This is a genomic window from Psychrobacter sp. I-STPA10 (assembly GCF_021012795.1).
In the GTDB taxonomy this organism is placed as follows: Bacteria; Pseudomonadota; Gammaproteobacteria; order Pseudomonadales; family Moraxellaceae; genus Psychrobacter.
In genome coordinates this window covers 23197-35877 of the sequence record NZ_VFYU01000014.1, presented here as the reverse complement: position 1 = coordinate 35877, position 12681 = coordinate 23197, and the positions used below count along the sequence as shown (strand labels likewise).

General features: G+C 40.7%; 11 protein-coding genes. 6 read left to right on the top strand and 5 right to left on the bottom strand.

Annotated features, from left to right (window positions below; all coding sequences use genetic code 11):
• Positions 1 to 175: 175 nt before the first annotated feature.
• Positions 176 to 2824 (top strand): type I DNA topoisomerase, encoded by a 2649-nt coding sequence (gene topA / locus FHK89_RS06045; RefSeq protein WP_230657967.1) that lies wholly within the window; start codon positions 176 to 178, stop codon positions 2822 to 2824.
• 397 nt (positions 2825 to 3221) lie between these two features.
• Here the strand turns inward: topA and FHK89_RS06040 are convergent, their stop codons facing one another.
• From FHK89_RS06040 to coaD, 3 genes are all read right to left on the bottom strand, one after another.
• Entirely contained in the window at positions 3222 to 3788 is a 567-nt protein-coding gene (locus tag FHK89_RS06040) for a superoxide dismutase family protein (protein ID WP_230657965.1), read from the bottom strand.
• A gap of 66 nt (positions 3789 to 3854) precedes the next feature.
• Positions 3855 to 4103: a YfhL family 4Fe-4S dicluster ferredoxin gene (locus FHK89_RS06035; RefSeq protein ID WP_230657963.1), complete on the bottom strand. Its 249-nt coding sequence runs from the start codon at positions 4101 to 4103 to the stop codon at positions 3855 to 3857.
• A gap of 17 nt (positions 4104 to 4120) precedes the next feature.
• The gene (gene coaD, locus FHK89_RS06030) at positions 4121 to 4639 is read right to left on the bottom strand and encodes a pantetheine-phosphate adenylyltransferase (RefSeq protein ID WP_230657961.1); all 519 of its coding nucleotides are present in this window, start codon (positions 4637 to 4639) and stop codon (positions 4121 to 4123) included.
• A 311-nt stretch (positions 4640 to 4950) separates the two neighbouring features.
• Between coaD and FHK89_RS06025 the strand changes: the two genes are divergently transcribed.
• Positions 4951 to 6909, top strand: coding sequence for a carbohydrate binding domain-containing protein (locus FHK89_RS06025; protein WP_230657958.1), 1959 nt, complete (start codon positions 4951 to 4953; stop codon positions 6907 to 6909).
• A 454-nt stretch (positions 6910 to 7363) separates the two neighbouring features.
• On the top strand, positions 7364 to 7840 hold the full coding sequence (smpB, locus tag FHK89_RS06020) for an SsrA-binding protein SmpB (protein WP_230657956.1): 477 nt from the start codon (positions 7364 to 7366) through the stop codon (positions 7838 to 7840).
• Positions 7841 to 8002: 162 nt separating this feature from the next.
• Here the strand turns inward: smpB and rarD are convergent, their stop codons facing one another.
• Positions 8003 to 9016 (bottom strand): EamA family transporter RarD, encoded by a 1014-nt coding sequence (gene rarD, locus FHK89_RS06015; protein ID WP_230657954.1) that lies wholly within the window; start codon positions 9014 to 9016, stop codon positions 8003 to 8005.
• Between the two features lie 245 nt (positions 9017 to 9261).
• Between rarD and FHK89_RS06010 the strand changes: the two genes are divergently transcribed.
• Positions 9262 to 9729 (top strand): Lrp/AsnC family transcriptional regulator, encoded by a 468-nt coding sequence (locus FHK89_RS06010; protein ID WP_230657953.1) that lies wholly within the window; start codon positions 9262 to 9264, stop codon positions 9727 to 9729.
• A gap of 12 nt (positions 9730 to 9741) precedes the next feature.
• Here the strand turns inward: FHK89_RS06010 and FHK89_RS06005 are convergent, their stop codons facing one another.
• Positions 9742 to 10305 (bottom strand): NUDIX hydrolase, encoded by a 564-nt coding sequence (locus tag FHK89_RS06005; protein ID WP_230657951.1) that lies wholly within the window; start codon positions 10303 to 10305, stop codon positions 9742 to 9744.
• 309 nt (positions 10306 to 10614) lie between these two features.
• Here FHK89_RS06005 and FHK89_RS06000 point away from each other — a divergent pair, with 309 nt between their 5' ends.
• Positions 10615 to 11403: an NUDIX hydrolase gene (locus FHK89_RS06000; RefSeq protein WP_230657949.1), complete on the top strand. Its 789-nt coding sequence runs from the start codon at positions 10615 to 10617 to the stop codon at positions 11401 to 11403.
• A gap of 135 nt (positions 11404 to 11538) precedes the next feature.
• Positions 11539 to 12354: a sulfite exporter TauE/SafE family protein gene (locus FHK89_RS05995; protein ID WP_230657948.1), complete on the top strand. Its 816-nt coding sequence runs from the start codon at positions 11539 to 11541 to the stop codon at positions 12352 to 12354.
• The last annotated feature ends 327 nt before the right edge of the window (positions 12355 to 12681 follow it).

The following is a 12681-nucleotide window of genomic DNA, read 5'->3' as shown; positions in this document are numbered from 1 at the left end:
TTATTATTAGTCATTTGTGTTACCTTAATTTAACTTGTTTTGATACACTTGTATACTCAAATAACCAGCTCATATCTTATTTGCTGGTTTTATTTATATTGATTTTATTTTATGTAAAACGTCACAATAGTTTTTATTTGATTTTAATTTTTTATCTATTAGGGTGTCATCTTATATGGCAAAAACCACTCGCAATACAGCTACTAAATCCAAAACGACCCAAGCGACTGCAAAAGGTAAGTCATTGGTCATTGTGGAATCACCAGCCAAAGCAAAGACCATCAATAAATATCTCGGCGATGATTTTATTGTCCGCTCTAGTATTGGTCATGTGCGTGATTTGCCTGTTAGCGGTGCAGGTAAAGCTAAAAAAACGACCAAAGCTGATGCAGCATTGAGTAAAGAGCAAAAAGCACAGCAAGCCTTGGTACGGCGCATGGGCGTAGACCCTGAGCATGACTGGGCAGCGGTGTATGAAGTCCTGCCGAACAAAACCAAGGTCATCAAAGAGCTAAAATCGCTGGCAAAAGATGCTGATAAAATCTATCTGGCGACCGATTTGGATAGAGAGGGAGAGGCAATCGCTTGGCATCTACGTGAAGTCATTGGTGGTGATGATAGTAAATATCAGCGTGTGGTATTTAATGAGATTACCAAATCTGCCATTCAAAGTGCCTTTAAACAGCCTGCTAAGCTTGATATCGATCGGGTAAATGCACAGCAAGCACGGCGGTTTTTGGATCGTGTGGTTGGTTTTATGGTGTCGCCACTGCTATGGCAGAAAATCGCCCGTGGCTTATCCGCAGGTCGAGTACAGTCTGTCGCCACCCGCCTTGTGGTGGAACGTGAAAAAGAAATTAGAGCCTTTATCCCCGAAGAATATTGGCAGATACATGCAGACACGACCGTTAAATCAGATGCGTCAACACCGATTCGCTTAGAAGCACTTAAACAAGCAGGAAAGACTTTAAAGCTGAGTAATAAACAGCAGACCGATGCAGTATTAGACGTGTTAAAGTCAGCAGACTTTGTGGTTAAGACTCGTGAAGAAAAACCGACCCAATCTCGTCCAAGTGCGCCTTTTATTACCTCAACCTTGCAACAAGCTGCCAGTACACGCTTAGGTTTTTCGGTGAAAAAAACCATGATATTGGCACAAAAGTTATATGAAGCAGGGCATATCACTTATATGCGTACCGATTCGACTTTCTTGTCTGCCGATGCGCTGGCGAGTGTGCGTGACTATATTGACAGTAACTTTGGTAATAAATATCTGCCCGAAAAGCCTAATGTTTATGGTAGTAAGCAAAATGCTCAAGAGGCACACGAAGCGATACGTCCAACCAATACCAAAATGAAAGCAACTCAGCTCAAAGGGGTAGAGCGTGATGCCATACGTTTGTATGAGCTTATCTGGCGTCAATTTGTGGCGTGTCAGATGCCCCCTGCCAAATATCTGTCGGTGACATTGATTGTTGACGCCAGTGATGTTGAGCTAAAAGCACGTGGGCGTACCATGACCTTTGATGGTTATACCAAAGTGTTGCCACCAGCAAAAACCGATGATACGTTGCTGCCTGAGGTCAAACAAGGCGATCATTTAAACCTTATCAAGCTTGATCCCAGTCAGCATTTTACTAAGCCACCTGCGCGTTATACTGAAGCCAGCTTGGTCAAAGAGCTTGAGAAAAAAGGTATTGGACGACCTTCAACCTATGCAGCGATTATCTCAACCATTCAAGATCGTGGTTATGTGAAATTAGAGAATAAACGCTTATTTGCTGAAAAAATGGGTGATATTGTCACTGACCGTTTGACAGAAAGTTTCCCAGATTTGATGGACTATGCGTTTACCGCAGGGCTTGAAGATAAGCTTGATGAAGTGGCACAAGGTCAGCAAGACTGGAGGTATGTGCTGGATAACTTCTATGGTGATTTTAAAGTCAAGCTGGATCATGCCAAAGATAAACAAGGCATGCGCCCCAATGATCCGACTGATGTGCCTGATGTGCATTGTGATTTATGTGATCGTCCCATGCAGCTACGCAATGGCTCTACAGGTGTTTTCTTAGGCTGTACAGGTTATAACCTGCCACCAAAAGAGCGTTGTAAGGGCACAAAAAATCTGATGCCAGTCGAAGCTTTTGCCAATCTTGATGAAGGTGAAAATGATGAAGTGGCAGAAGTTAAAGACTTGATGGAGAAAAAACGCTGTCCAAAATGTAGCACAGCGATGGACGGCTATATCGTTGATGGTGGTCTTAAGCTGCATGTGTGTGGTAATAACCCAGACTGTGATGGCTATGTGTTAGAAGAGGGCAAGTTTGAAGTCCCTGGCTCAGACGCCCCTACCATTGATTGTAATAAATGTGATGGGCAGATGGCTCTAAAAACAGGACGTTTTGGTCCTTATTTTGCTTGTGAAAAATGTGATAATACACGTAAAGTACTTAAAAATGGTGAGCCTGCACCACCACGTATGGATCCCATCGACATGCCTGAGCTAAAATCTAGCAAACACGATGATCACTTTATCTTGCGTGAAGGGGCAGCAGGCATGTTCTTAGCAGCGTCTAAATTCCCCAAAGTACGTGAAACGCGTGCACCCAAACTGGCGGAGCTGCGTCCCATTCAAGATCAAATGGAAGCCAAATTTCAGTATTTATTTAAAGCCCCTGATGAAGATCCAGATGGTAATCCGACGATACTGCGCTGGTCACGTAAGCAAAAAGAGCAGTATATTGGTTCAGAAAATCAAAAAACAGGCAAAGCAACCCGTTGGGGACTGTATTGGCGTAAAGGTGAGTGGGTAGAGGAAGCTTAGACTGTTAGCGTATGCGTTAACAGATAAAGTTTTCGTTCTACATTCTATCGTGTTAGTAGGTTTTACTAATTAGAACCTGTATTCACAACCCATAATGGTAGCTTTTTGCCTAAAATAGACGTACTACGGCGTTAAATTTTGGGTTAAATAGAGTGACTATTCGCCCCAAAATTTGCCTTGTATTACGCAATTTTAGTTTAAAACTCCCCTAATTTTGGATTATGAATACAGGTTCTTAATTTTTGCAAGTAGACACAATTAAAAATCCCCCACTGTTTTGACAACAGTCGGGGATTTTTTGTGGTGCTTGATTAGGGTTTTAGGCTATATATAGTCAGCGAAGTTATAAAGTTCGTTGACTATATCTATAGCCTAAATGGAGATAAGATAGCATTGGTTAGTTTTTTTCAATCACCCCACAGGCGATACGTTCGCCAGAATCACCAGAGGGCTGAGTTTGATAATCATCAGCACCCGCATGTAAGATAAAAGCACGACGATAGACACTATTATCTGCACCCATATCCACACTAATGCCTTGTTTAACATAGTTCATGGTAGCGACACCATTGGCATCGGCAGTGATATTGGGTAAGTCACCTGCATGACTATTTATGTCGTCAGGGTTACCATGAGCGGTGTTGTTGGGGTTAAAATGCCCCCCCGCTGTTTTTCCAGCATTATTACAACTGCCTGTTTCATGAATGTGCAACGCATAAGTTGCATTTGGTTGTAGTCCATTGATTTGACCATAGACTTGCACCCCATTATCAACTTGGCGTAGATACATTTCACCAATGTTACTATGATTGCCATCAACGCTTTGAATGGTTGATTTTAGCTGAGGTTGGTTAAAAGGGTTGCCTGTTTTCATTTGTCCTTGAAGACTTTGGCAACCTGATAAAGTAGTGGCAGCCACAAGTGTGCTAGCAAATAATAGAGAGGTAAGTTTTGCTATTTTCATCGTCATTTCCTTATCATGTTATTAAGCAGGTAATAAAGTGAGCTGAGTCAAAGAGGCGTAATTGGCTTATTGATTGGTGATTTGCTTAAATTTTGCCATTAAGTCGCTTTGACTCTCTTCGTGATTGGGGTCTTTGGGGATACAGTCAATGGGGCAAATCTCGACACATTGCGGCTCATCAAAATGCCCCACACATTCGGTACACAGGTCAGGATTGATGACATAAATATCATCACCTTCTGAGATGGCATCGTTTGGGCACACAGGTTCACAAACGTCACAGTTGATACATTCATCAGTGATGAATAGTGCCATAATTTTCTCCCACAGGCTTATTGCCAGTTATTTGCCCGTTTTTTGGCAAATTCGGCTAACACACAGTCAGGAACAAACTTGGAGACATTACCACCTAACTTGGCTACCTCACGAATCATGGTCGATGAGATAAAAGAGTAGTCTTGCGAGGGGGTTAAAAATACCGCTTCAAACTTATCATCGAGCTCACGGTTCATATTGGCAAGCTGAAACTCATATTCAAAATCAGACATCGCACGCAATCCGCGTAAGACTGCCGTGGCGTTTTGCTCACGCATAAACTCAACCAATAAGCCTTCAAAACCAACCACAGATACTTGGGGCAGATGCTCAAATACTGTTTTTACCAGTTTGACACGTTCTTCAAAATCAAACATTGGCTTTTTATGATGCCCCAGTGCGACGGCAATCACCACTTCATCAAACAGCTTGACGGCACGGTGTACCAAGTCGATATGACCATTGGTAATCGGGTCAAATGTACCGGGGTAAACGATTCTGGTATGAAGATTTGGGGCATGAGGGTTGGCAGACATGAGCGAGAAACCAGTAATTTTAGAATGCCTATCCTAGCAAATTTTCAGCAATTATTAAACTGTTCATCGTTATCTGTTGATTCATAAACATGAGTGTATTTATCTATATGGCTGCTTATTGAAAGCTTTATTTTCTTGGCAGTAGCAAAGATTTTTATTAAAAATTTATGTCATATATTTGTCAACGAATGTTCATAAAAAATTCATCTTTTATTGAATTTTTTTCATTATGCTATTGTTTATTAAGTACCTGAATATAAAGGGAAAAGTAATAAATTTACTCAGTGGAAGACATAAAAATGGTGACCTAAATGAAAATTAAACAGTCTTATCGTCAGCATACGTATTTAAGCAATCGTCTACCTGTAAACCCCTTAAAAATGAGTGTCATTGCGTTTAGCATTGCCATATTGACTGCTTGTGGTGGTAGCAATGGTAGCGATTCTGGTGGCAGTAGCAGTACCATAGATCCAAAACCGAGCAATCCCAAACCAAACGACCCTAAACCAAACAATCCTAAGCCAAATGATCCTAAGCCAAATGATCCTAAGCCAAACGATCCTAAACCAAACGATCCTAAACCAAATGATCCTAAGCCAAATGATCCTAAGCCAAATGATCCTAAGCCAAATGATACTAAGCCAAATGATACTAAGCCAAATGATACTAAGCCAAATGATACTAAGCCAAATGATACTAAGCCAAATGATCCTAAGCCAAACGACCCCAAACCAAAGCAAGCCGTTTATGACGCCAAACTGGTTGTCGCAACGACCACACCACAAAATTTAATTACTAATGGTGATTTTGAGCAAAAGGTGGGCTGGGAGTCATGTGGTGATATTAAGTTTACCCAGTCTAGCAAGTACAAAGGTAAACAGGCACTTGCTATTAGTCATTCAAAATCCTGCTCAGAAAGTTCTTATGACAGTAAAATTCAGCGTCCAGTTAAACTTAATAAAAATGCTAAGAGCTATACGGTCAGCTTCTTTGTCAAAAGTACAGGCAATGAAGGTGCGTTTGAAACCACTCAAATTGGCTTTGCCAATGGCAATGGTGCATACCCTGAAACAGCTTATAAATTTCTGACCGCAGACTATAAGGATTGGACGCAGGTTAAGTATGTGTTTGATCATGATGAGTTGCAAAAGGAATTGGGTAGTCTGGATAATGTTTATTTTTATATCTACCAATCTGATCATGATGCAGGAAATCATACCTACTATATTGATGAGCTGAACATTTATAACGGTGATATCAGTGTCAATAACATGATAGCCATGCCAAGTGACTTGCGCAACAATAATCAACGCATTACCTTTAAAAACTTTGATGCTAAAGGTGGTGCTCAGATATCAACAGTCAGTGCAGGCGGGCAGGCACTAAAAGACCATAAACTACGACTGACAAATGCAACCTTTGATGATGATCAAAAGGTATATGAGTATGCTGATGGTTTTATGGGAATTGATGGCTATCTAACCCCCAGTATTGCTAAAAATAATGAAATAACGGCAATTAGCAGACGGTTGTTTTACTTCCCTAAACAGGGTATGAATGCGGGTATTTTGAAAAAAAGCTATACAGGAATACCTGGCTACTATCAAGCTGGTAGTAGTTTAAATAAATATAGTATTAACTATGAGCTGTCAAATTTTGATAGTAATGCTACCCAAGATCGTAGCGTGGTTTCCTATTTTGTGTTTAATAAAGGTGGTGCGTTTGATCAATTGGTTGATGGAACAGTTATCTCACGTATTGATATTTATAATCATGACTTAACTGCCACTATTAAAGAAGGAATTGATGGCTCTGTTGCAAAAATAGCCAATGATGGCAAAATCGCCTATTTAAAATACGATAATGATGGAGAAACTCTATTTATCACAGATAAAAATGGTAAACAGTTAAAAAGAGTCGTTTTAGAGAATAATTTAGACTATGAGGCACAGAGTATCGCATGGTCAGCAGACAGCCAAAAAATTGCCATTTTATCTAAGGGTGTATTTGGTAGGGGCGTAGATGCTAAAGGTGACTCGTATGCGTATTCTGCTATCTTGATTTATGATCTAAAAACTGGCAAGTTATCGCACAGCTTACTCATAGATAAGGGTGAGGCAGTTGGCGGTTTGCAGTGGGTTGCTAATACCCCTTATGTGCTTTATAGTAAGAAAGATGAGAAGGGAGCGACTCGGATATATTGGCATAATACCAATACTCGCAGTACTGGGGTGATGACCAATCTTATCCAAGCAGGTTTGTTGCCTTAAGCCTGTTTGATAAGCAATTATCCAAAATGAATAGCAGCAATTTAATAAAAAAAGACGGCTTATGCTGTCTTTTTTTATACATCAATCTCAACCCCCTTCCTCCCTATTAACAACAAGGAGGAACTGGCTTTTAAGAAATTTCCTTACTTCCTCCTTAGTTCAAGGGGAGGGTATGGGAGGGGTCATATATGTCTTTAACTATAGGACTGACGCAAAAGTACGATATTTGTCTTAATCAAGCGGCTGGGAATTATTTACGAAGCCTCTGCAACTACGTACAGCCAGCGAGTAAATAATTACCAGACGCTAATAATCTATGAAACTGTGTAAGTCCTAAACTATAAAGATAAAAGTCAGCACGGTTGTTTTGCATAAGTCCTATAGTTAATTTGTAGCTATTTGCTTATAATAGTTAGTTCGACTCAAAACATTGAGGACTAGGAGACACCATATTATGGCAAAAAAAGCAAAAAAACCTGACAATCAGATTTGTGCTAATAAAAAGGCACGACATGAATACTTTATTCAAGAGACCTTTGAGGCAGGATTAGTGCTTGAGGGCTGGGAAGTGAAAGCCATTCGTGCAGGTAAAATGAGTATTACCGAAGCCTATGTCGTCTTTCGTAATGGTGAGGCGTTTTTATTTGGCGCACATATTCAGCCGTTGTTATCAAGCTCTACCCATGTCAATCCAGACAATATCCGCACCCGTAAACTGCTGTTAAACCGTCGTGAGATTGATAAGCTCTTTGGGGCAGTCAATCAAAAAGGCTTTGCTTGCGTGCCTTTATCTTGCTATTGGAAAAAGTCGATGGTGAAATGCCAGATTGCTTTGGCTGAGGGTAAAAAGTTGCATGATAAACGCAAAACCTTAAAAGACCGTGATTGGGAGCGTGACAAACAGCGTGGCTTTAAACAGCATTTGGATTAATGTCGTGTTTTTGCGTAAGTCCTATATTAAATAAGTTTGGTGGCATAAAAAAGGCGTGTTGTAAGATAACAACACGCCTTTTTATATTGACAACCACTTTAGGTGATGGTTTTTAATCGGCTATTTGCACAAGGTAGTTTTTCGATAATTTAGCTAATATGTTTATGCTGCTTTTGCTAACGTCGCGGTGGTATTAGCATCGCTTTTGTTCTGTAGCTTTTTATGATTGTTACGAAAGCTGCTGATGCCATGCCAAATTAAGCAAGCAATACCTGACCAAATCAAGCCATAACTTAATAACATACCTTGTTCAAATGGATTGCCAAGTACAGTAATGGCAAGCATAAATAATAGCGCAGGCTCTAAGTAGCTGAGCATACCAAAGACATTGACGGGCAGTTTTTGGCTGGCACTGACATTGGTCTGCATCGCCAGCACACTAATCACCCCAAGCCCGACCAATAACAGCATCAAAGTCGCTGAGCCTGCAACGGTGGTCACTGCTGTGGGGGCATATAATACCAAGTAGCCGACTGCAAAGGGTAGTAAAATAGTCAGGTCAACCAATAACCCTGTCAATGCTGAGATGCCTTGCTTACGGCGCATGATGTAGTAGATGGGGTAGGTTGTGCACACCCATAATGTCGCCCATGATAGACTTTGAGTACGAAACAGCTCGCTAGTCACTCCAAGCGCAGCTAAGGCAACGGCGACCCATTGTAGCTTGGATAGTTTTTCACCAAAAAACACACAGCCAAAGATGACCATCATGAGTGGGAATAAAAAGTAACCCATGGCAGTTTGTACGCCTTGTCCGTTAATCGGTGCCCACATAAACAGCCAAAATTGGCTGGCAAAGATGGGCGTAGGTATCAGCAACCATGCCCATTGCTTGGCAGTTTTGAGTGATTGCAACGTATGCAGACTCTTTTTTATGCCGCCTGAAAAACTCATAAAGCTGACAATCGCCACCCACATGGCGATGATGCGCCATAAAAATACTTGTGTACCTGATAAAGGCGCAAGCCAACTGCTATAAGTATATAACACACCAAATAACACATTGGATAACACGGCTAAGCCAACCCCCATAATCAAGGTTTGTTGGCTGCTGTCATATTTACTAAGCCATGCAGGTAATGTTAGTTGAGTACGGTCACGGACTAAAGTGGTCATAGTTTTTTCTTATTCATAGTTGTTGAATTTTGAATTAATGATGACCAGTTTAATGGATAGTGATGATATTTTTTATCTAATAACAGTGATATAAGAATTTAATTATCATAAAAACGTTTTTTTTGATATAAATTACAATATATTAAAAATTATTGATAATTTATATCAAAATCGTATGGCAACAGTGATTTATAACCAACGATAATAGTAAGACAATAAATAATATAAACGGAGAAACCATAAGTATGACGCATCAATTAGACGATACAGACAAAGCCATTTTAAATTTATTGCAAGATGATGTGACATTGCCTCTCAAAGTGATTGCTGAAAAGGTGCATGTTTCGGTTGCCACGGCGCAGCGACGCGTGCAACATTTAATAGAAACAGGCGTGATTAGCAAGCAGGTTGCCATTGTTGACCCCACCAAAGTAGGCTATGGGCTGACCGCTTTTGTGATGATAGAAATGGAGCGTTCCAATACTTCGATGCAACATCGCTTTGAAAGGTTGATGCATGACCAACCACAGGTGATGAGCTGTTATGAAGTATCGGGTGATTTTGATTTTTTATTGGTGGTCAATGCCAAAAATATGAGCGATTACCACCGTTTCACCCGTGATACTTTGACCTATGAAAACAATGTGCGTAATTTTAAAAGTCAGTTTGTGATGAACTTTACCAAAAGTGGCACAAAAATTACTTTGGATTAGAATTACTTGACCCTAATAACGCTTGATGCTTTTATCTTTGGCAATGGTTTCTTGATGCAATGGGAAGTCATTGTGAGCTTGCCAGTGTTGGCGGTCAGCAAAATAATGGGTTAGGGTGCGTTTTACCGCTTCAAATGCAATCTCGTCCCATGGGATATCCTCTTCGCTAAATAACGCACATTCTAGGCTTTCAATACCTGTACCAAACTTGCCATCTTGTAAATCGGTGAGGTATAAAACATAAATCTGCCCAATATCAGGAATGTCATAGATGCAGTATAAATGGGGATTGATGGCGATGGCGTCGGCTTCTTCAACAGTTTCACGCGCTGCCCCCTCAGCGATGGTTTCGCCAATTTCCATAAAGCCAGCAGGCAGTGTCCAGTAGCCATAACGCGGCTCAATGGCGCGGCGGCATAGCAATACTTTGTGCTCATATATCACCAATGCACCACAGATAACTTTGGGGTTTTCATAATAAATATAGCCACAATCGGGGCAAACCAAGCGGGTATTGTGGTCATCTTCTGGGATTTTATATTCTGCTTTGTGTCCGCATTGTAGACAGTACGCCATTGTTATGCCCTTATTACTTATCTATATCTTTGATTGATATTGTTATATTTGAATGCCAATAATAGCATGGTAGTTGTGGTGAGCGGAACGCTTTATCATTTATGATAGCTTGCCTATTTGCTATCAAGTCAGCAAAGAATCATTCAGCAATAACTATTGCATCAGTAAAATTTAGCCTGTGTTTCTTTATCAAAACCGTATCAAAAGTCAGCATAAAAAAGGTGCAAGTGGTTACATTTTACGGTAGGCTAGCGGTTGATAAAATACTTATTTAGCCTGTCAAACTGACTCATATTGTTGTAATTACTCATGTCAAAATCAAAAGATAATCTTTATATTCATCTAGAAAATACGTTGCGTTCTGCCCCTCATTCACTGCGTTTTGATGAGTTGGCGGTGGTGTTGCCAGCACACATTCAACCAGCAAGTTTGCGTCAATTGGCACAGCAATTACAAAATGAGCTGATTGGCAATATTGATGATGTGTCTATAAAAAGTGATACAGCCCAAAATCATGATATTCAAACAGCCAGTCGTATTTTATCTGCTTTAAAAAATACCCCCATTGCTGATGCGTCCGTGTTGGTTGCCATCACTCATGAGTCAAAGCCGAAGTTATTACTCACAAGGCGGGCAGGGCATCTAAAATCACATGCAGGGCAAGTGTCGTTTGCAGGTGGCAAATATGAGCCGAGTGATGGTAATAACATCGTGACCGCACTACGAGAAGCGTGTGAAGAGACTGCGCTGCCACCAAGCCAAGTACAAATCGTTGGGCAACTGCCCATACAAACCTCCAAGGCAGGCTTAAGCGTGCGTCCGATTGTCGCTTTGGTTTCCCCTAATGTGACCTATGTGCCTGAGCTTGGCGAAATTGAGCGTATATTTTGGGCGGATTTTGAGACGCTGATGACTCAGCCTACGGTAGATTATGTTTTTACCTATAAGCAAAATGAACAATCGTCTATGGTGGCAACACCAAGTTGGATTATTGATAACGAGACAGTGTGGGGGCTGACAGGTAAAATCATCGCCAGTTTATTAAAGATAGGCTTTGATAGGCAGGTAGAATGGTATTATCGTATGGCAGATGAATAAGTTTTTAGGCTATATCTGCTGTATTTATGCAACCTAAAGCCGCTCGATTGGCGGTTTTATTTTTTTTAATAGGTATCAGTTTTAGTTTGTTTTTATTAGAGCAATTAAAGCGATGAGAGCGATTAAGGATAAGTCATGACAATGTTGCTATGGTTTGTATTGGCAGGCATGTTTGCAGGAGTATGTGCTGGGCTATTTGGGATTGGCGGAGGCATGATTATTGTGCCTGCGTTGGTATGGATATTTACTGCTTATGGCTATTCACCAGAGGTGGTGGCTCACTTGGCAGTGGGGACATCATTAGCAACCATCATTGTGACCTCGATTAGCTCACTGATGGCACACAATAAGCGTGGTAGTGTGCGCTGGGATGTATGGAAGTATATGGCGGGTGGGTTAGTGATTGGTAGTGTGTCAGGAGCAGCCATTGCAGATCAAATCAATGGGCAGATGCTGCAAGCAATGATTGGTGCGGCAGCATTGTTGGTAGCCTTTAAAATGCTGTTTTTGTCTAATAAGGAGCAAGTGGGAAAACCACTGCCCAAACCACCAGTACAGTTTGGTGCAGGCACAGGTATCGGGCTTGCCTCAGCAATATTTGGTATTGGTGGGGGGAGCTTAACCGTCCCCTTTTTGAATTGGTCCGGACTGCCCATGCGTCAATCTGTTGGTACATCAGCGGCATGTGGCTTACCGATTGCGGTGGCAGGAGCGTTGGGCTTTGCGTGGTTTGGGCAAGATGTGGCAAATCTACCTGCTGGCACAATTGGTTTTGTTAATATTACAGGTTTTATTTGTATCTCTATTGCCAGTTTTATCACCGCCAAACTTGGTGCAAAATGGGCACATCAACTACCAGCGGCAACATTAAAAAAAGCGTTTGGTGTATTACTAACCTTTGCTGGCGGACAGTTATTGTGGTCGGGACTGGCTGGTATGGGAATTTTATAGTCAAAAAACGATTATAGTCAGCGAGTAAATAATTCCCAGTCGCTGACAATCTATAAAATTGCGTAAGTCCTATTGAGGATACTGATGGCTTTTATGATGGTAATATTAATAAAGTAGGTTGGTTATCCTAATAAAATTTGATTGAGCAGATAACGCTAGTGAAGCAATGAATAATTTACTCTAATAATTATAATATAGTGTTAAATATAACTTGCAATTTCAATAGCTAAGATTTAATATTTTCTAGGAATTTATACATTCATACTTTATAAATAATAGAATATATTTATTTGGATAAGTATATTTTGTGTTTGAGAGTTTAATAAG